Genomic DNA, 17,424 nt, shown 5'->3' with positions numbered 1-17,424 from the left:
CGACTGCGTGCATCACCAGAACGGGCCGAACCCGAAGCCGAAGGTGAATGGCGCCGGCGCAGCATAGGGGTACGGCCGATAGTAATAGGGCCGCCCGTAATAATAGGAGCCGTACGGCCGATAATAGGAATAGGGCCGGTAGTACGGCCGGTAATAAGGACGGTAGCCGTAGTGATAGTGGCGACGATGGTAATGATGATAGCGCTGCGCGCTGATATCCGTTGCCTTGCCTACTTGCCGCTGCGGTGCCGCGGCCTGCGGCTGGGCTGATGCCGCGGCGGTTGCCGATGCCGGCGCCGTCAACGCGAATGTACAAGCGACAGCCGCGACACCGATCCATCTCATCATGATCAACTCCTGCAGATTGCGATGGATATCATCCCGCGTGGGCGAATCTGCCGGTTTGATGGCTGAGAACGACAACAGGCCCGCTGCTCACGGGCCTGTGTCTCAACTGCGCTAATACGCCGCGCGATCAACGGCGCCAGTGGCGACGATGCCCCCAGCCGCGGTGATGTCCGCGATGCCAGCCACGATGCCAGCCGCGCCCACCCCAGCGTACCTGCGTGGTCGCATGGTTCGCGTTGTCCTGAACCGTGGCGGCTGTGCCCGGCGTGGCGAGCGACATCGCGCTTGCACGCTCGGCCGGCGCCGCCAACACCAACACGGCACCGACAGCCGCGAGCCCCAGAACCTTCATCGCCTTCATGAATTGTCTCCTTGATCCTTTGATGTCACGTCTTGCAGCGACGACTTGAACTTCTGCTTGACGCGTTTTCCTCACGCGAACCGGTGTCCGTCCCGCATCACGCGCGGGACAGGCTCCGCTAGAAAACGCTTCAGCTTTCGAATCGACGCCGTTGCCGCGACGCAGATCGCTAGCAGAATGCGGACGACGTGAATGGGAAGTGAATGACTGCGCCACGAACATGAATGCTGCCGGCGCGCTTCAGGTTCCGGCACTGCGCGCGATTTTTCGCGTTGGTGTGCAAACGACATAGACGATGGTCGTATCTCGCCTTCCGTTTGTTGCAGGAGATTGCCGTGACACGAACAAGCCCACGCAGATCGATGCTTCGAACAGCCCTCGCGCTCTGCGGTTCCATCATGCTCGGCGATGTCGCGCTCGCCGCCAAGGACCGGGCGACGACATCGGCACCGCAAGCCATCGCACGCGGATGCTGATGGCGGCGGCGGTTTATGGGCGACAGGTTTGATCGCGGCTGTTGCGATGATCGGCGCAACGCGCCGACATACGCGTAACTAGCCCGGCCGCCAGAAGCAGTTCATGCGCGGCGTGATCACGGTACCGCTCGGCCGGTGCTCCTGCACATAGGTCGCGGTGCAGTCGCGCACGGCGTTCGGACCGGGGTTGTAGCGCGGGATGACATCGGGTTCCCAATGATCGGGCCGGGACCGGTAGATCGGCACGCGCTTCAGCCGGCGGCGCTCGACGACGCGCGTGCGCGCGACAGGTGCCGCCTCGCCGACGCGCGCCTCAGCCGCCGCGCTCTGTGCCTGCGCCTTTGTCGCCGGGAGCGAGAGCCCGACTGCTACAGCCAACAGCGCTGTCGCCACGATCCGTTTCATTACGCCCACCCAAGCTCGATTCTTGAGCCCCATTCGTGGGCGGCACGGTCTCCCATTGCGCCGCCAAGGTCAACTGCGCTGGCGCCGCCGATAGCACTCGCGCTAAAGGAGTGTCATGTGGACCACAGAAAAAGCCCCCTCGCTGGCCGAGATGGAGGCCATGGCGCACGAGGTTTTCGAGCGCCTGCCCAAGACGTTCCGGGCCCTCTGCGAGGGCCTGATCATCCGCGTCGACGACTTTCCGACCGACGAGGTGCTCGACGAGATGCAGGCCGAGAGCGAGTTCGACCTGCTCGGCCTGTTTCAGGGCATCGGCCTGCCGCAGCAGAGCCATAGCGACGTGGCCCGGCTGCCCAACCTGGTCTGGCTGTACCGCCGGCCGATCCTGGATTACTGGGCGGAGCACGACGAGACCCTCGGCCACATCGTTCGCCACGTGCTGATCCATGAGATCGGGCACCATTTCGGCCTCTCCGACGCCGATATGGAAGCGATTGAGGCCGATGCGGGCTAGCCCTGCAGAAATGGCCCTTTTACCGCTGTCACATTCGCGATAAACATCCGGCCGATATCCGCTATTTTTTGCCCGGGAAGAGCACCGATGGACAAGTTCACCACGCTGGAAGGCGTCGCGGCGCCGCTGAAGATCATCAATGTCGACACCGACATGATCATTCCGAAGCAGTACCTCAAGACCATCAAGCGCACCGGCCTTGGCAAGGGGCTTTTCTCCGAGCAGCGCTACAAGGATGACGGCAGCGAGAACCCGGATTTCGTCCTCAACCAGCCCGCCTATCGCAACGCGAAGGTGCTGGTCGCCGGCGACAATTTCGGCTGCGGCTCGAGCCGCGAGCACGCGCCCTGGGCACTGCTCGACTTCGGCATCCGCTGCGTGATCTCGACCTCGTTTGGCGACATCTTCTACAACAACTGCTTCAAGAACGGCATCCTGCCGATCCGCGTGTCGCAGGAGGACCTCGACAAGCTATTCGACGACGCCGAGCGCGGCGCCAACGCGACGCTGACCATCGACCTCCCCAACCAGGAGATCCGCGGTCCCGACGGCGGCAAGGTCAAGTTCGAGATCGACCCGTTCCGCAAGCACTGCCTGATCAACGGCCTCGACGACATCGGCCTGACGATGGAAAAGAAATCGTCGATCGACAGCTACGAGACGAAGCTTAGGGAACGCGCCTGGGCTTGAGGCTCAGCGCATCATCGTGCCCCGGTGCCGTCAGGCGCCGGGGCTTTTCTTTGCCGAATTCGCTCGCCGCAAACCCGCTGATAGCTGACGCGCATGCTGCCTGACATCGTCACCTTCTGGCACGGCTCGATGGACGCGCTGCGCCAGACCTGCCTGCGCTCGCAGGCGGCGGCGGGGCACAAGGTCACCGTCTACAGTTTCGATCCGATTCCCGGCCTGCCCGACGGTATCGGCAATGCCGAAGCCGAAGCCGTGCTGCCGCATTCGTTCGCGGAGAAGCTGCGCCCGGCGGAGCCCGACGGCTCGTGGCGCGACTGGACCATGCTGCAGTTCAGCGACTTCTTCCGCATGCGGCTGATGGCGCGGCGCGCCGGTCTCTGGCTCGACGCTGACGTGCTGCTGCTGAAGGGCGTCGAGCTCGATCCGGCCAAGCCCTATTTTGCCTGGGAGCGGCCGCGGCAGCTCGGCAACTCCGTGCTGTATCTGCCGCCCGACGATCCGATCGTGCGCGCCTTCGAGGCGCTGATGCAGCAGGACGAGCTGATCCCGGATTGGCTGGCGCTGCGCCATCGCCTGACCTTCGCGATGCGCCGGCTGCGCGGCAAATCCAACCGCCTCGCCGACATCCGTGTCGCAATCTACGGCCCGGCGGCACTCACCGCGCTGGCGCGCCGCGCAGGCGAATTGCAGCACGCGCTGCCGAAGCGATCATTCTACGCCGTGCATGCCGAGCCGAAGCTGTTCTTCGAGCCGTCGGATTTTTCGCGCTACCTGAACGATCCCGCGATCATCGGCCTGCACATCTCGCCGAAAGGGCGCGGCAAGGAGGCGCCGATCCCGGGCAGCCTCTACGCGTGGGCGGCGGAGAGATTTGGAGCGTAACGCAAACACCGCTGCACCCTCTCCCCTTGTGGGAGAGGGCGGCTTCGCGAAGCGAAGCCGGGTGAGGGGTTCTCTCCCACGGGAGAATCCCAGAAGCGGAGACAACCCCTCATCCGGCGCCTCCCGCCACCTTCTCCCACAGGGAGAGAAGGGAAGACGCTTCGCAGGGCTAATGCCCCATCGCGGCGATCGCATCGGCGATCGCGATGGTGCGCCTGGCCATCTCGGCGTGCAGGCGCTCGACCATGCGGCCGTCGAGCTGGATCGCGCCGCGCGAGGCGTTCTCCGGCTTCTCGAAAGCGGCAATGATCTTGCGCGCCTCGGCGACCTCGGCCTCGGGCGGCGTGAAGATCGCGTTGCAGGCATCGATGTGGCTCGGATGGATCAGCGTCTTGCCGTCGAAGCCGAGATCGCGGCCCTGCGCGCATTCCTCCGCGAAGCCGTCGACATTGCTGATGTCACTGTAGGGCCCGTCGAGGATCTCGAGCCCGTGCGCGCGGGTCGCCAGGATGCAATGCGTGATCATCGGAATCATCGCCGCGCGGCCCGGCTTCATCCGGATCCGGGTTTCGCGGGCAATGTCGTTCGGCCCGAACACGAAGCCGGCGAGCCGGGTTTCGGAATCCTTCGATGCCGCGGCCAGCTTGTCGGCGTCGAGCACCGCGCGCGCGGTCTCGATCATCGCCCAGACCCGGATCGAGGCAGGCGCATTGATGTCGCTGAGGCGATCGGCGACGGCGTTGAGATCGTCGACGGTCGAAATCTTGGGAACCAGGATCCCGTCCGGCTGCGCCTTGCCGGCCATGCCGATGTCGTCGACCCACCAGGGCGTGTCGAGCGCGTTGATGCGGATCAGGATCTCGCGCTTGCCGAAGCCCTTGGCGGCGACCGCCTTGGCGATCTGCTCCCGCGCTGTGGCCTTGGCGTCGGGGGCAACGGAATCCTCCAGGTCGAGGATAATGCCGTCCGCCGGCAGCGTCCGGGCCTTTTCCAGCGCCCGTGCATTCGATCCCGGCATGAACAACAGGCTGCGGCGCGGACGGGTCATCGACATTCTCCTGGGGGCTTGGGCTCCGCCACTGTCCATTGTTTAGGCATCGGACGGAACCATTCTTCGACGCTGCCGTATCATCTCAGGCCACACGCCGAAAGTCTTGTTCCCGTTGCCCGCATGTGGTTAGCCAGAGGCCATGAAATTCTTTCCGAAGCAGTTGATCGACGGCTACCGGACGTTCGCCACCCAGCGGCTGCCGACCGAACAGTCCCGCTACCGCGACCTGTCGGAGCGCGGCCAGTTTCCCGAGACCATGGTGATCGGCTGCTGCGACTCCCGCGTTTCGCCGGAGGTGATCTTCGACGCCGGCCCCGGCGAGTTGTTCGTGGTCCGCAACATCGCCAATCTGGTTCCGGTCTATCAGCCCGACAGCAACGCCCACGGCGTCTCGGCCGCGCTGGAATATGCCGTGACCGTTTTGAAGGTGAAGAACATCGTGGTGCTGGGCCACGCGCAGTGCGGCGGCATCCGCGCCTTCGTCGACAAGATCAAGCCGCTCACGCCCGGCGACTTCATCGGCAAATGGATGCAGATGTTCATCAAGCCCGGCGAAATCGTCGAGCAACGCGAGCATGAGACCATGCAGGACTTCGTCGTCCGCATCGAGAAGGCCGCGGTGTTCCGCTCGCTGGAGAACCTGATGACGTTCCCATTCGTGCGCGAACGCGTCGAGAGCGGCGAGATGCAGCTGCACGGTGCCTATTTCGGCGTCGCCGAGGGCTCGCTGTTCGTGCTCGACCGGGTCGCGAAGGAATTCATCAGCGTCCGCGACGAGCTGAAATCAGACCAGTAATCTACTCGCTGCCGTGATGGCCGCTGCCCCAGCGGTCGGAGATCGCGAGCATGAAGGACGACACCACGAATACCAGGTGCACGCCGACCAGCCAGGCGAGCTTGCTGGGATCGAACGCGGTATCGAGGTTCATGAACGCCTTCAGCACCTGAATCGCCGAGATCGCGACGATCGACGCCAGCAGTTTTTGCTTCAGGCCACCGAAATCGACCTTGGTCATCCAGTCCGGCCAATCCGGATGCCCTTCCGGATCGATCTTCGAGACGAAGTTCTCGTAGCCTGAGAACACCACGATCAGGATCAGATTGCCGGTCAGCGAGATGTCGATCAGCGCCAGCACGCCGAGAATGATGTCGGATTCCTTGGCATCCGGCACATGCAGGATGAAGTGCCACAGCTCCATGCAGAACTTGAACAGCAACGCCGCGAGGCTGATGACGAGGCCGAAATAGAACGGCGCCATCAGCCAGCGGCTGTTGAACAGCAGGTTCTCGAAACGACGTTCAACCCGCTTCAGCGTCGGATTGGGCCGATAGGTCGCCGGTTGTTCCGCTTCCGCCATGCCACGAGCTTCCTGACGCCGTATTCCCGCGGCAGCTTTTATGCCGCCTTCTGCTTGGCGGTGATCAGCTTGCGGTTGATCAGGACTTCGGCGATCTGCACGGCATTGAGCGCCGCGCCCTTGCGCAGGTTGTCCGACACGCACCAGAACGACAGGCCGTTCTCCACCGTCGCGTCCTCGCGGATGCGGCTGATATAGGTCGCGTCCTCCCCGGCAGCCTCATAGGGCGTGACGTAGCCGCCCGGCTCGTGCTTGTCGATCACGAGGCAGCCCGGCGCGCGGCGCAGGATGTCGCGCGCCTCGTCCGCCGTGATCGGATTGGCGAACTCGACATTGACGGCTTCGGAGTGACCGACGAAGACCGGCACGCGTACGCAGGTGGCGGCGAGCTTGATCTTCGGATCGAGGATCTTCTTGGTCTCCGCCATCATCTTCCACTCTTCCTTGGTGTAGCCGTCTTCCATGAAGACGTCGATCTGAGGAATGACGTTGAAGGCGATGCGCTTCGGAAACTTCTTATTGACCAGCTCGTCGTTGGTGTAGACGGCCTTGGTCTGCGAGAACAATTCGTCCATCGCGTCCTTGCCGGCGCCCGACACCGATTGATAGGTCGAGACCACGACGCGCGTGATCGTCGCCTTGTCGTGCAGCGGCTTCAGCGCGACGACGAGCTGCGCGGTCGAGCAGTTAGGGTTGGCGATGATGTTCTTCTTGGTGAAGCCGGCGGTCGCATCCGCGTTCACTTCGGGCACGATCAGCGGCACATCCGGGTCCATGCGCCAGGCCGAGGAGTTGTCGATCACGACCGCGCCGGCGGCGCCGATCTTGGGCGACCATTCCTTGGAGACCGAGCCGCCGGCCGACATCAGGCAGATGTCGATGTCGGAGAAGTCATAGTGCTCGAGCGCCTTCACCTTCAGCGTGCGGTCGCCATAGGAGACCTCGATGCCGACGCTGCGGCGCGAGGCCAGCACGACGACCTCGTCGGCGGGGAATTTGCGCTCGTCGAGAATGTTGAGCATTTCGCGCCCGACATTGCCGGTCGCTCCGACCACCGCGACTTTGTAACCCATCGTTCACTCTCCGACGAAAAATGCCCGTTCCCCCGCAAGCTGCGGAAAGGGAAGAGGCAGCGCTTCTATGCGAGAAACCCCGTCAAGACAACGTTGCGTAGTTTTTGAGCGTTTTGATGCGTTTATTTCGGGCCGATCCGGCCGCGCCCCATCATACGAGAATTCCGTCAACACTGACGAGCTTCGTCGACGAGGTGTACGCCACGCTCTCCCGGCTATTCGCCTATGTCGCCGTGCTCGCGCTGTTCGTCGTCCTCGGCAACTATCTATGGAAGCAACTGCCCGACGCAACGGCGATGGCGGCCCCTGCCGCCGCAGGCTGGAGCCCGGCCGGCCGCACGGCGCCGGCCTTTGCCGTGAGCGGGCTCGATCTGCGAGATAAAACAGAGACTTACGAGATCCTCCGGCACTCCGAGGGCGGCCGCAAGGACGTCTTTCGCTGGGCCGATGCCAACGGTGCAGCGGTCGCCGAGCTGGAAATCTACCGCCCCGGCGGCGAGACCGTAGGGCCTGCGGTCACCGAGATTGCCGGGCGGCTCGACCCGGATGGCGTCCGCGAGCTCGAGGCGGCCGGCATCGTCGACAGCAAGTTCGGCAGCGTCACCTTGCTGCGCCCGGCGCGGCAGGACGGCGACCGCGCCTGCCTCGGCTTCCTCAAGCAGGCCGACGCGCCTGACCTCCGGATCTCCGGCTGGACCTGCCAGGGCGCCAGCCTGCCGGCCCGGCGCGCCGCGATCATCTGCATGCTGAACCGCCTGACCCTGCTGGCCGCGGGCAACGATCCGCGGCTCGCCGCCCTGTTCGCGCATGCCGAGCTCAAGCGCACCGACTGCGTTACCTCCGGCGCGCCGGCCCTGTCGGCCGACTGGGTCATGGGCAGCGAGAACCCGCGCCTGCGCGGCGCGCTTTGATGGCGAGACCGTGGCAAAGCACTGGTTTTCATGAAACTTTTGCGCTTGGACACTCATTATCTCGGCCGGTGTGGCGCAATTGACCTAGTGACGGCCTCCCCACCATGGCTACAATGTGTTCCGAGTGATTTTGGCGGACGCGCCAGCCCCGACGGGGCCGTAATGACGAGGATGCGATGACCCTAGAATTCCCTGCCGCGAACAAGCTCGTGGTGTTGCTTGCCGCGGCTGCCGTCACCGCAACCGCGTTCGGCATGACCGCAGCCAGCGCGCAGAGCCCGAGCACGCGCAAGCAGCAGGAGCAGTATGACCGCGATGGCCGCCGCTACTACGGCGCGCAGGGTCCGAACCGGGTCTATCAGCAGGGTCCGCGCACCCGCGTTTACGTCACCACGCGCTCGTGGCTCGACGCCGGCACCGAAGTGCTGCCGGGCGACCGCAAGTTCAACGACTACGCCTATCCGCCGGAGATCGGTTATCCCTCGTTCGCGCGTGAGAACAACAACCGCCCGATCGATCGCCAGCCGCTCAGCCCGCCGGCCGATCTCGGCGGCTATCCGCGGAATTTCCCGCTGTACTGAGAATTTCGGCGAGCAGCCGATACGAAAATGCCCGGCTCCGGCCGGGCATTTTCATTTTTGGTGCTGTCATTCCGGGGCATCGCGCAGCGATGAACCCGGAATCTCGAGATTCTCAGGTGCGCAAGCGCACACCATAGTTCGATGCTACGCATCGCCCCGGAATGACGGCAGAGCCGTCACGCGTGCAGCTTCTGCAATTCCTTCAGGATCGCCTCGCCCATCTGGCTCGTGCTGGCCGGCGTGGTGCCTTCCGACTTGATGTCGGCGGTGCGCAGGCCGCTGGCGAGCACGGCCGCGATCGCGGCATCGACCTTGTCGGCGAGCTCGCCCATGTCGAAGGAATAGCGCAGCGCCATGCCGAACGACGAGATCATCGCGATCGGGTTGGCGAGGCCTCGGCCAGCGATATCGGGCGCCGAGCCGTGCACCGGCTCGAACAGCGAGCGCCGCTTCTTCGTCTTCGAGTCGACTTCGCCGAGCGAGGCCGATGGCAGCATGCCGAGCGAGCCGGTCAGCATCGCCGCGATGTCGGACAGCATGTCGCCGAACAGATTGTCGGTCACGATGACGTCGAACTGCTTCGGCGCCTTGACGAGGTTCATGCCGCCGGAATCGGCGAGCTGGTGCTCGAGCGTGACGTCCTTGTATTCGCGCGCGTGGACCTGGGTCATGACCTCGTTCCAGAGCACGCCCGACTTCATGACGTTGCGCTTCTCCATCGACGTCACCTTGTTGCGGCGCTTGCGCGCCAGGTCGAAGGCGACGCGGCCGATGCGCTCGATCTCGTAGGTGTCGTAGACTTGGGTGTCGACCGCGCGCTTCTGGCCGTTGCCGAGATCGGTGATGGTCTTCGGTTCGCCGAAATAGACGCCGCCGGTGAGCTCGCGGACGATCATGATATCGAGACCCTCAACCACGTCGCGCTTCAGGCTCGAGGCCTCGGCGAGCGCCGGGTAGCACACCGCCGGGCGCAGATTGGCGAACAGGCCGAGATCCTTGCGCAGCCGCAGCAGGCCGGCCTCGGGACGGACCTCATAGGGCACGCTGTCCCACTTCGGGCCGCCGACCGCGCCGAAGATCACGGCGTCCGCCGCCGTCGCCTTGGCCATGTCGCCCTCGGAGATCGACACCTTGTGGGCGTCATAGGCGGAGCCGCCGACCAGGCCCTGCTCGGTCTCGAACTTCGCGATGCCCTGCGCATTCAGCCAGTCGATCACGCGTTGCACCTCGGCCATCACTTCGGGGCCGATGCCGTCGCCGGGGAGAAGCAGCAGTTTATGGGTCGCCATGGTGTTACCTCGAGCTAATCGTTGTTGTCTTTGCCGGGCAAGAGCGCGAAGCGCGTCCTCGCACAGATGACCCGGCAATCCATCCCGCTTCGAAAGGTCTCTCTGAAGATGGATGGATGCCCGGGTCGAGCCCGGGCATGACGAGCGGGGGAAATCCGGCCGGAGTGCTAAAACGCCGGAGCCGGATTGGCAAGGCACCCCGGATCGGCCCAGAATGGTCCCAACGGGCAACCCGCGCCTTCAGAAGCCAACAAGACGGACCTCATGACCGCAGCCATCGTCTACGCCTTCGCCTCGGCGATTTTCCTCGGCGCCGGGGTGGTGCTGGCGCAGCTTGGCCTGCGCACCGTCGAGCCGCTGTCGGGCGCCGCGATCAGCGTGCCCACTTTCACCCTGCTATTCCTGGTGCTGTCGCCGCTGATCCTGCATGGCGAGCCGGTGGTCTGGCGTGCGCTGCCGATCTTCATGGCGATCGGGCTGTTCTTCCCGGCCTCGCTGACGCTCCTGACCTTTGCGTCAAACCGGGCGCTGGGACCGGTCATCACCTCGACGCTGGGCAATCTGGCGCCGCTGTTTGCGGTCACCGCCGCCGTGGTGCTGCTGCACGAGCCCTTGCTGCCGCAGCAGCTCATCGGCCTCGTCGTCGCGGTCGCGGGCGCCGCCATCATCACCGTGACGAGGCCGCGCGACCTCGGCCATTGGCGCAGCTGGGCGCTGCTGCTGCCGCTTACCAGCGCGCTGGTGCGCGGCATCGTGCCGCCGATCGCCAAGCTCGGCCTTGCGATCTGGCCGAGCCCGCTATGGGCCTGCCTGGTCGGCTACGTCATGTCCTCGCTGGTGGTGCTGACCGTGCAACGGGTCCGCAAGGGCAGCTTCATGGTGCAGGCGCCGCGCGAGGGCCGGTTCTGGTTCGCGCTGACCGGGATCAGCAACGGGCTCAGCGCGCTCAGCCTGTTCGCCGCGGTCCGCAACGGCCCGATCACGCTGGTGGCGCCGCTCGCCGCGATCTATCCGCTGGTCACCGTGGTGATGAGCGCGATGATGCTCAAGCATGTCGAGATCACGGCGCGGATCGTCGGCGGAACCCTGCTGACCGTGATCGGCGTCGCGCTGGTCCTGATCGCCTGATTGCCTGATACGCAAGACAGTGTTGCGGGCATCGGCGCTGGGCAGCGCCGCCGCGGCCTGTCACAATGGCCGCATTGCCGGAGTGAATTGTGAGAGCCCCCGCCCCGTCCTACCCGCATCCCGCGCGGCTGATCCTTATTCTGTCGCTCGCACCGACGGTCGGTCTCGGCATCGGCCGGTTTGCCTATTCGCTGGTGCTGCCCGACATGCGCGACTCGCTGGCCTGGTCCTATTCGGCCGCCGGCTTCATGAACACGATCAATGCCGCCGGCTATCTGGTCGGTGCGCTGCTCGCCTCGCGGCTGATTGAGCGCTTCGGACTTGCCGCATCGGTGCGCTGGTCGACGCTGGCCTGCGCGCTGTCGCTGGCGCTTTGCGCCCTCTCGGGCAATTTCGCGGTGCTGAGCTTTGCCCGCCTGCTGGTCGGCTTCGCCGCCGCGATCGGCTTCGTCGGCGGCGGCGCGCTTGCGGCGACCATCGCGCAATCGCGACCCGAACGCGCGAACTTCCTGCTCAGCCTGTTCTATGCTGGGCCGGGCGTCGGCATCCTCGCATCGGGCTTGATCGCGCCCTTCGTGCTGCAGGGCTTCGGCGCCGGCTCGTGGTGGATCGTGTGGTGGGCGATGACGCTACTTTCCGCGATCATGACCGTGCCGCTGATGCTGGCGCCGCTCCACGCCAACACCGCCGCCGGCGGCATCGTGCGGACCCAATTCGCTGTCATGCCGGTCCTGATCTACCTCGCCGCCTACTTCCTGTTCGGCGCCGGCTACATCGCCTACATGACTTTCATGATCGCCTATGTCCGGGACGGCGGCGGCGGCGCAGCTGCACAGAGCGCGTTCTGGAGCCTGATCGGCGTCAGCGCATTCGTGACGCCCTGGGTCTGGGGGCGGGTGCTGGCGCTCGACCGCGGCGGGCTCGCCACCACCATCATCCTCGGCGTCAACGCGCTCGGCGCCAGCCTGCCGATCTTCGGGCATTCGCCGCTGCTGCTGGCGATCTCGGCGCTGGTGTTCGGCGTCGCCTTCTTCGCCGTGGTCGGCTCGACCACCGCCTTCGTGCGTTTCAACTACCCGCCGCAATCCTGGCCGACCGCAATCGCGGCGATGACCATCGCGTTCGGCATCGGCCAGACGCTCGGACCGATCGTGGTCGGCGCCATCACCGACGCGATCGGCAGCCTGTCATTCGCGTTGAACGTCTCGGCCGCGATGCTCGCGCTCGGCGCGCTGCTGTCGGCGTTTCAGAGGAAGATCCCCTCCCAGCGTCGTCCCGGCGAAGGTCGGGACCCATAACACAAGTGGTTGTGATGGAGGGAGCGTCTCCCAGCCTGCCTATTCCCTCGGCCGCGGAGTATGGGTCCCCTGAGTTCACAAACGAAGTGCAACACTTCCTTGAGGAGGTGTTGCCATGGGGCGGACTTACAAGCAGCTCTCTCTGGACGACCGATGCGAGATTGCCTGCCGATCGGCCAATGGCAGCTCGGTCCGGCAAATCGCGGCAGCTCTGGATCGCTCGCCATCAACGATCTCTCGGGAACTGAGGCGCAATCGGGGGAGCCAGGTCGGCTACAAGCCGAGCTATGCCCAGCACCAGATGCGAGCGCGGCGCTGGACGGGCGGACGCCTCGAACGGGAGCCCGGCCTGCGCCGCGCGGTGTTGCAACGCCTTCGCCGCGGCTGGTCGCCCGAGCAGGTCGCTGGCCGGCTGGCCCGCGAGTACGGGCGCAAGGTGATCTCCCACGAGACCATCTACCGCTTCATCTATCGCCAACTCAGGCGCACCACGGACTTCAACTGGCGGCGCTATCTGCCGCGCGCCAAGAGCAAGCGCGGCTGCCGCGGCAAGCGGGGCGGCAGCCCCGCAAGCTTCATCGAAGGCCGTGTATCCCTGGCAAATCGGCCGCTCGAAGCGGCCGACCGCAGCGTGCCCGGGCACTGGGAGGCCGACCTGATGATGTTCTCGAAATACGGTCAGGCCGTGCTGACCGTGCACGAGCGCACCTCGCGGCTGCTGCTCGGCATCCGCCTTGCCAGCAAGGTCGCGCGCGGTGTCGCCCGCCATCTCGTGGGCTTCTTCGCGCCCCTTCCACAAGAGCTGCGCCAGAGCGTTACCTTCGACAACGGCACCGAGTTCGCCGGTCACCTGGCGCTGCACCGCCTCTCGATCGCGACCTTCTTCTGCGATCCCCATGCCCCCTGGCAGAAGGGTGGCATCGAGAACGCCATCGGCAGGATGCGCCGCTTTATTCCCCGCAAGACGGATCTCGTAACCCTCTCGACCGCCAGATTCCGCCAGTTCATCGCCGCCTACAACAACACCCCGCGCAAATGCCTTGACTACCGCACGCCTGCCGAGTCCTTTGCTCAAGTGTTGCACTTCGAATGTGAATCCACCTCCTGGCCTTCGCCAGGACGACAGCGAGTTAGCTCCCGCTGAACGAATTGTAGCCCTGGTCTTCCCAGTAGCCGCCCTTGTAGTCGTTGGTGACTTCCATCGAGAGCACGTATTTCGGGTTCTTGAAGCCGAGCTTGGTCGGGACCCGGATCTTCATCGGAAAGCCGTAGGCGCGCGGCAGGATCTCGTCGCCGAATTTGAACGTCATCTGGGTCTGCGGGTGCAGCGCCGAGCGCATGTCGAGCGGCGAGTTGTAGCCGTCCTTGTCGGCGCACTGGAACCAGACATATTTGGCACGGGTGTCGGCGCCGACCAGCTTGAGGAAATCGCGCAAGGGTGTACCGGTCCAGCTGCCGATCGCGCTCCAGCCTTCGACGCAGATATGCCGCGTCACCTGCTTGACCTGCGGCAGCTTGTACAATTCGTCGAGCGTCCACGACTTCTTGTTCTCGACCAGCCCGCGCACCTCGAGCTTCCAGTCCGCTGCCGCAATCTCAGGCGCGTCGTCGAGATCGTAATAGGCGTTGAACGGGAACGGCTTGGTGATCATGCTCTCGGGGAAGGTCGGCGCCAGCGCATCCGGATTGAACATCCAGGCCTGCACCGCATCGTTGAACTTCGAGACCTGCTTCAGCATTTCCTCGGCTGACGACGAATCGACCACATCGCAGCCGGTGAGCAGCGTCAGCGCGCCGAGGCTGGTGCCCGCCGTGATGAAGCGGCGGCGCGTCAGCTCCGGCATCGTCTTCACCGCATCGCGCACGAGCAGCTTCTTGTCGACACCGGGGATCAGGAGCTTGCGGAGACGACCCATGACTACCTCCCTAGCGTCCGATGATCATGGCGCGCAGGCTCTTCGGCACCAGCAGCGCGAGCGCGACATGGATCACCAGGAAGGCGACGATCAGCGCCATGCAGGTGAAGTGAACGTAGCGGGCGAAATCGTAGCCGCCGAACAGCGACACCAGCCAATGCAGCTGCACCGGCTTCCACATCGACAGGCCGGACAGCACGATGACGACGCCGACCACGATGATGCCGGCATAGAGCAGCTTCTGCACCGAATTGTATTTGCTGAGATCGTCATGCGACAGCTTGAAGGCCAGCGCCGCCTTGGTGTCGGCAATCACGCCGCCGGGGGTGATCGGCAGCAGCTTCTTGCGGAAGCGGCCGGTGGCGAAACCCAGCGCCAGATAGACCAAGCCGTTGGCCATCAACAGCCACATCGCGGCGAAATGCCAGAGCAGCGCACCGCCGAGCCAGCCGCCGAGCGTAACGCTCCGCGAGAAGGTGAAGCTAAATAGCGGCGAGGCGTTGTAGATCTGCCAGCCGGACATGATCATCAGGATCATCGCGAAGGCGTTGATCCAGTGCACCATGCGCACCCAGACCGGCTGGATCGCCTTCGCGGGCGTCGCGGTCTCTGCCTGGTGGTCGCTGACGGCAAGGCTCGTCATGGGATGTCTCTGCTCGTGATCGTTACCAGGTTATACGCCCGGAACCGGCGTTCCGTTACGGGGTCAGGCATCATCAGTTTGATATAGGCTGCTTCACATGGTCACAAAAATGCGAGCCGGGCGAGGCGCCGGCTCGCTATGTCGCGGGTCCTTTGAGGGACTAAAGCAGGCCGCCAGGTGTTACGTCGCCGGCATCAGCACGGTATCGACCACATGGATGACGCCGTTCGACTGGTTGACGTTGGAAATCGTCACCATCGAGCTGCCGCCCTTGGCATCGACGATCCAGACCTTGCCGTCCTGCTTCTTGACGGTCAGCTCCTCGCCCTCGGCGGTCTTCAGCTTCTTGCCGTCGGTGAGGTCGGAGGCCTCGAGCTTGCCCGGCACCACATGATAGGTGAGGATCTTGGTCAGCGTCGCCTTGTTCTCGGGCTTGACGAGGGTGTCGACGGTCCCGGCCGGCAGCTTGCCGAACGCGGCATTGGTCGGCGCGAACACCGTGAACGGGCCCTTGCCTTCCAGCGTGCCGACCAGGCCCGCAGCCTTCACTGCGGCGACGAGCGTGGTGTGATCCTTCGAGTTGACGGCGTTCTGCACGATGTTCTTCGACGGGAACATCGCGGCGCCGCCGACCATCACGGTCTTTTCCTCGGCACGGACCGGCGCCACGACAGTGGCGGTGATCGCAAGCGCGCTGAAGGCGGCGGCGGCGAGATAGGCAATACGCTTCGACATGGTTTCATCTCCCGATGAGTAGGCCGACCGGCGAGGCTTCGCCGGCGTTGAAGGGGCAACAACGGCGCGTGCTGGTTGATCAGTGCGTCGTCGTTGGCTGAGCTACGGCAGGCTTTCCGGACGGTTTCCGGAAATAATTCTTTGTGATTGTTGAAACCGGCCGGCGCGCGCTGCGTACACGCGACGCCTCGCGCTGCCCGGCATGCATTCCATTCAGCGGAATGGACGCGTGCGCTGCCGCGAGCAATTTGCTTGTCGCAGTCAGCTGATTGGTTCAGCTTGAGGTTGCGGCACAGCTTCGCAGAAAGCGGCCGCGGGGAGGCATCATGAGCAGCATCACGGCTGACGGCCACGCCGCACCTGTGGTGAACGATGCAAGCATCGACATCGGTCCGCTCGAGCAGAAGCACCTGCAATACGCCAACTACCGCGCGGTTGCGGACACAACCGAGATCACGAAAACGCATTGGCATATCGCCACCGCCAACGCGCTCGGCTGGGGCTTCGACGGCATGGACGGCGTGATCTTCGCGCTGATCTCGCCGATGGTGATCAAGGAATTTTCGCTGAGCCTGCCGGAGTACCGCTCCGGCATGCAGATCGCGCTGTTCGTCGGCATCGCGGGGCTTTACTTCTGGCCATGGCTCGCCGACCGCTACGGTCGCCGCACGCTGCTCGCCGTCAATATCGCGCTGTTCTCGCTCCTGATGCCGGTCGCGGCGATGTCGCCGACCTTCGCGGTGTTCGTGATCGCGCGCTCGCTGTTGTTCTTCGCGCTCAACGGCGAATGGTCGCTGGGCTCGATGCTGGTCGCGGAGACCTGGCCGGCCCGGCTGCGCGGCCGCGTCATCAGCATCACCCGCTCGGCCTGGTGCCTCGGCGCCACGCTCGCCGGCGCAATCACCGGGCTCGTGGCTGCCAATTTCGGCTGGCGCATCGCAGTGATGGTGCCCGGCGTGATCGCGCTGCTTGCGATCTATATCCGCTCCACCTGCCCGGAATCGCCCTATTGGGTGCGCGCGCAGGACCGCAAGCGGCGCATCTCGGAGACGCTGGCGCGCGGCGGCACGGTCAGCGCCGAGGACAGCGCCTGGTTCGGCAAGGCCAAGTCGGTCGGCATCCGCCAGGTGTTCATGCCCGACGTGCTGCCCGCCACGCTTGTTGCGCTGTTCGTCGCCTGCGCCTCGACCTGCATCTACGGCACGGTCGGCGCCTGGATGCCGCTGTATCTGTCGACCGAGAAGCACTGGTCGACCGCCGAGTACAGCCTGTTCTACGTGTTCTACGGGCTCTGCGGCTTCCTTGGACTGTGCTTGGTGGGCTGGCTGATCGACAAGATCGGCCGCCGCCGCACCTTCATCATCACCCTGATCGAGGGTGCGATCTTCATGACGCTCTGGGTCTATTCCGAAGACCGCGTGCTGCTATGGACGTTCGGGCTCGCCTGGTGTCTCGGCTTCCTCGGCTTCTGGGGGCCGAGCACGACGCTGACCGCGGAGATCTTCCCGACCCGCATCCGCGGCGCCGCCAACGGCGTGGTCTGGGCGATCGCCTATTTCGTCGGCTTCGTGCTGTTTCCCTTCGTCTCGATCGCGCTTCAGCAGCACACCGGCTCGTTCGCGCTGTCGTTCCTCTGCATCCCGGTGCTGATGATCGCGATGGCGATCGGCGTGTTCCTGTTCGTGCCGGAGCATACCGGGAAAGAGCTGAACGAGATCATCGAGTGAGTCGCGCGGGACTCCGTCGTTTGTAGCCCGGATCAAGC

The 17,424-nt window shown here is 64.7% G+C and carries 20 protein-coding genes; 10 read left to right on the top strand and 10 right to left on the bottom strand.

The window, feature by feature from the left end; genetic code table 11:
- Nucleotides 1–12: 12 nt before the first annotated feature.
- The 3 genes from J2R80_RS07460 to J2R80_RS07450 form a co-directional block, all read right to left on the bottom strand.
- On the bottom strand, nucleotides 13–348 hold the full coding sequence (locus J2R80_RS07460; RefSeq protein WP_063790190.1) for a hypothetical protein: 336 nt from the start codon (nucleotides 346–348) through the stop codon (nucleotides 13–15).
- Between the two features lie 127 nt (nucleotides 349–475).
- Nucleotides 476–709, bottom strand: a complete 234-nt coding sequence (locus tag J2R80_RS07455) for a hypothetical protein (protein ID WP_253638295.1) — start codon at nucleotides 707–709, stop codon at nucleotides 476–478.
- Nucleotides 710–1,263: 554 nt separating this feature from the next.
- Nucleotides 1,264–1,590 carry a hypothetical protein gene (locus J2R80_RS07450; protein ID WP_057020952.1) on the bottom strand — a complete coding sequence of 109 codons (327 nt, stop codon included), beginning with the start codon at nucleotides 1,588–1,590 and terminating at the stop codon, nucleotides 1,264–1,266.
- A 115-nt stretch (nucleotides 1,591–1,705) separates the two neighbouring features.
- Between J2R80_RS07450 and J2R80_RS07445 the strand changes: the two genes are divergently transcribed.
- From J2R80_RS07445 to J2R80_RS07435, 3 genes are all read left to right on the top strand, one after another.
- Nucleotides 1,706–2,104, top strand: coding sequence for a metallopeptidase family protein (locus J2R80_RS07445; RefSeq protein WP_016847635.1), 399 nt, complete (start codon nucleotides 1,706–1,708; stop codon nucleotides 2,102–2,104).
- A gap of 87 nt (nucleotides 2,105–2,191) precedes the next feature.
- Entirely contained in the window at nucleotides 2,192–2,794 is a 603-nt protein-coding gene (leuD, locus tag J2R80_RS07440; RefSeq protein WP_028336269.1) for a 3-isopropylmalate dehydratase small subunit, read from the top strand.
- A gap of 93 nt (nucleotides 2,795–2,887) precedes the next feature.
- A complete protein-coding gene (locus tag J2R80_RS07435; protein WP_253638294.1) occupies nucleotides 2,888–3,676 on the top strand; it encodes a hypothetical protein in 789 nt (262 codons plus the stop codon).
- A gap of 169 nt (nucleotides 3,677–3,845) precedes the next feature.
- Here the strand turns inward: J2R80_RS07435 and J2R80_RS07430 are convergent, their stop codons facing one another.
- Complete coding sequence (locus J2R80_RS07430) at nucleotides 3,846–4,724, bottom strand: CoA ester lyase (protein WP_156436574.1); 879 nt, start codon at nucleotides 4,722–4,724, stop codon at nucleotides 3,846–3,848.
- A gap of 142 nt (nucleotides 4,725–4,866) precedes the next feature.
- Between J2R80_RS07430 and J2R80_RS07425 the strand changes: the two genes are divergently transcribed.
- On the top strand, nucleotides 4,867–5,523 hold the full coding sequence (locus J2R80_RS07425; RefSeq protein ID WP_057020957.1) for a carbonic anhydrase: 657 nt from the start codon (nucleotides 4,867–4,869) through the stop codon (nucleotides 5,521–5,523).
- Nucleotide 5,524: 1 nt separating this feature from the next.
- On the opposite strand, the gene J2R80_RS07420 is transcribed toward J2R80_RS07425, so the two are convergent.
- Together J2R80_RS07420 and J2R80_RS07415 are read right to left on the bottom strand one after the other, a co-directional pair.
- The gene (locus tag J2R80_RS07420) at nucleotides 5,525–6,085 is read right to left on the bottom strand and encodes a TIGR00645 family protein (RefSeq protein ID WP_253638293.1); all 561 of its coding nucleotides are present in this window, start codon (nucleotides 6,083–6,085) and stop codon (nucleotides 5,525–5,527) included.
- A 38-nt stretch (nucleotides 6,086–6,123) separates the two neighbouring features.
- On the bottom strand, nucleotides 6,124–7,158 hold the full coding sequence (locus J2R80_RS07415; RefSeq protein ID WP_253588492.1) for an aspartate-semialdehyde dehydrogenase: 1,035 nt from the start codon (nucleotides 7,156–7,158) through the stop codon (nucleotides 6,124–6,126).
- Nucleotides 7,159–7,274: 116 nt separating this feature from the next.
- Here J2R80_RS07415 and J2R80_RS07410 point away from each other — a divergent pair, with 116 nt between their 5' ends.
- Together J2R80_RS07410 and J2R80_RS07405 are read left to right on the top strand one after the other, a co-directional pair.
- Nucleotides 7,275–8,069 (top strand): hypothetical protein, encoded by a 795-nt coding sequence (locus tag J2R80_RS07410; RefSeq protein WP_253638292.1) that lies wholly within the window; start codon nucleotides 7,275–7,277, stop codon nucleotides 8,067–8,069.
- A 176-nt stretch (nucleotides 8,070–8,245) separates the two neighbouring features.
- On the top strand, nucleotides 8,246–8,650 hold the full coding sequence (locus tag J2R80_RS07405) for a hypothetical protein (protein WP_057020960.1): 405 nt from the start codon (nucleotides 8,246–8,248) through the stop codon (nucleotides 8,648–8,650).
- A 176-nt stretch (nucleotides 8,651–8,826) separates the two neighbouring features.
- On the opposite strand, the gene leuB is transcribed toward J2R80_RS07405, so the two are convergent.
- On the bottom strand, nucleotides 8,827–9,939 hold the full coding sequence (leuB, locus tag J2R80_RS07400) for a 3-isopropylmalate dehydrogenase (protein ID WP_038387231.1): 1,113 nt from the start codon (nucleotides 9,937–9,939) through the stop codon (nucleotides 8,827–8,829).
- Nucleotides 9,940–10,203: 264 nt separating this feature from the next.
- Here leuB and J2R80_RS07395 point away from each other — a divergent pair, with 264 nt between their 5' ends.
- From J2R80_RS07395 to J2R80_RS07385, 3 genes are all read left to right on the top strand, one after another.
- Nucleotides 10,204–11,067 (top strand): EamA family transporter, encoded by an 864-nt coding sequence (locus J2R80_RS07395; protein ID WP_253638291.1) that lies wholly within the window; start codon nucleotides 10,204–10,206, stop codon nucleotides 11,065–11,067.
- Nucleotides 11,068–11,156: 89 nt separating this feature from the next.
- Nucleotides 11,157–12,365: a YbfB/YjiJ family MFS transporter gene (locus J2R80_RS07390; protein ID WP_253638290.1), complete on the top strand. Its 1,209-nt coding sequence runs from the start codon at nucleotides 11,157–11,159 to the stop codon at nucleotides 12,363–12,365.
- Nucleotides 12,366–12,480: 115 nt separating this feature from the next.
- Nucleotides 12,481–13,509 (top strand): IS30 family transposase, encoded by a 1,029-nt coding sequence (locus J2R80_RS07385; protein ID WP_253638289.1) that lies wholly within the window; start codon nucleotides 12,481–12,483, stop codon nucleotides 13,507–13,509.
- Here the strand turns inward: J2R80_RS07385 and J2R80_RS07380 are convergent.
- The 3 genes from J2R80_RS07380 to J2R80_RS07370 form a co-directional block, all read right to left on the bottom strand.
- On the bottom strand, nucleotides 13,496–14,281 hold the full coding sequence (locus J2R80_RS07380; RefSeq protein ID WP_057020964.1) for a molybdopterin-binding protein: 786 nt from the start codon (nucleotides 14,279–14,281) through the stop codon (nucleotides 13,496–13,498). The two genes, J2R80_RS07385 and J2R80_RS07380, sit on opposite strands and share 14 nt — an antisense overlap.
- A 10-nt stretch (nucleotides 14,282–14,291) precedes the next feature.
- Nucleotides 14,292–14,924: a cytochrome b/b6 domain-containing protein gene (locus J2R80_RS07375; protein WP_253638288.1), complete on the bottom strand. Its 633-nt coding sequence runs from the start codon at nucleotides 14,922–14,924 to the stop codon at nucleotides 14,292–14,294.
- Nucleotides 14,925–15,104: 180 nt separating this feature from the next.
- The gene (locus tag J2R80_RS07370; protein ID WP_057020966.1) at nucleotides 15,105–15,659 is read right to left on the bottom strand and encodes a fasciclin domain-containing protein; all 555 of its coding nucleotides are present in this window, start codon (nucleotides 15,657–15,659) and stop codon (nucleotides 15,105–15,107) included.
- A 326-nt stretch (nucleotides 15,660–15,985) separates the two neighbouring features.
- On the opposite strand from J2R80_RS07370, the gene J2R80_RS07365 reads away from it, so the two are divergent.
- Nucleotides 15,986–17,386, top strand: coding sequence for an MFS transporter (locus tag J2R80_RS07365; protein WP_253638287.1), 1,401 nt, complete (start codon nucleotides 15,986–15,988; stop codon nucleotides 17,384–17,386).
- Nucleotides 17,387–17,424 lie beyond the last annotated feature (38 nt).

This window comes from Bradyrhizobium sp. USDA 4541 (assembly GCF_024171085.1).
GTDB lineage: Bacteria > Pseudomonadota > Alphaproteobacteria > Rhizobiales > Xanthobacteraceae > Bradyrhizobium > Bradyrhizobium australafricanum.
Note: the sequence above shows the minus strand (reverse complement) of the source record. Positions and strands in the feature narration are given on the sequence as shown.

What these genes read in the sequence shown, in the direction of transcription:
- J2R80_RS07460 (WP_063790190.1), bottom strand. Translation starts at nt 348, where the DNA reads ATGATGAGATGGATCGGTGTCGCGGCTGTCGCTTGTACATTCGCGTTG.
- J2R80_RS07455 (WP_253638295.1), bottom strand. Translation starts at nt 709, where the DNA reads ATGAAGGCGATGAAGGTTCTGGGGCTCGCGGCTGTCGGTGCCGTGTTG.
- J2R80_RS07450 (WP_057020952.1), bottom strand. Translation starts at nt 1,590, where the DNA reads ATGAAACGGATCGTGGCGACAGCGCTGTTGGCTGTAGCAGTCGGGCTC.
- J2R80_RS07445 (WP_016847635.1), top strand. Translation starts at nt 1,706, where the DNA reads ATGTGGACCACAGAAAAAGCCCCCTCGCTGGCCGAGATGGAGGCCATG.
- leuD (WP_028336269.1), top strand. Translation starts at nt 2,192, where the DNA reads ATGGACAAGTTCACCACGCTGGAAGGCGTCGCGGCGCCGCTGAAGATC.
- J2R80_RS07435 (WP_253638294.1), top strand. Translation starts at nt 2,888, where the DNA reads ATGCTGCCTGACATCGTCACCTTCTGGCACGGCTCGATGGACGCGCTG.
- J2R80_RS07430 (WP_156436574.1), bottom strand. Translation starts at nt 4,724, where the DNA reads ATGACCCGTCCGCGCCGCAGCCTGTTGTTCATGCCGGGATCGAATGCA.
- J2R80_RS07425 (WP_057020957.1), top strand. Translation starts at nt 4,867, where the DNA reads ATGAAATTCTTTCCGAAGCAGTTGATCGACGGCTACCGGACGTTCGCC.
- J2R80_RS07420 (WP_253638293.1), bottom strand. Translation starts at nt 6,085, where the DNA reads ATGGCGGAAGCGGAACAACCGGCGACCTATCGGCCCAATCCGACGCTG.
- J2R80_RS07415 (WP_253588492.1), bottom strand. Translation starts at nt 7,158, where the DNA reads ATGGGTTACAAAGTCGCGGTGGTCGGAGCGACCGGCAATGTCGGGCGC.
- J2R80_RS07410 (WP_253638292.1), top strand. Translation starts at nt 7,275, where the DNA reads ATGCGTTTATTTCGGGCCGATCCGGCCGCGCCCCATCATACGAGAATT.
- J2R80_RS07405 (WP_057020960.1), top strand. Translation starts at nt 8,246, where the DNA reads ATGACCCTAGAATTCCCTGCCGCGAACAAGCTCGTGGTGTTGCTTGCC.
- leuB (WP_038387231.1), bottom strand. Translation starts at nt 9,939, where the DNA reads ATGGCGACCCATAAACTGCTGCTTCTCCCCGGCGACGGCATCGGCCCC.
- J2R80_RS07395 (WP_253638291.1), top strand. Translation starts at nt 10,204, where the DNA reads ATGACCGCAGCCATCGTCTACGCCTTCGCCTCGGCGATTTTCCTCGGC.
- J2R80_RS07385 (WP_253638289.1), top strand. Translation starts at nt 12,481, where the DNA reads ATGGGGCGGACTTACAAGCAGCTCTCTCTGGACGACCGATGCGAGATT.
- J2R80_RS07380 (WP_057020964.1), bottom strand. Translation starts at nt 14,281, where the DNA reads ATGGGTCGTCTCCGCAAGCTCCTGATCCCCGGTGTCGACAAGAAGCTG.
- J2R80_RS07375 (WP_253638288.1), bottom strand. Translation starts at nt 14,924, where the DNA reads ATGACGAGCCTTGCCGTCAGCGACCACCAGGCAGAGACCGCGACGCCC.
- J2R80_RS07370 (WP_057020966.1), bottom strand. Translation starts at nt 15,659, where the DNA reads ATGTCGAAGCGTATTGCCTATCTCGCCGCCGCCGCCTTCAGCGCGCTT.
- J2R80_RS07365 (WP_253638287.1), top strand. Translation starts at nt 15,986, where the DNA reads ATGAGCAGCATCACGGCTGACGGCCACGCCGCACCTGTGGTGAACGAT.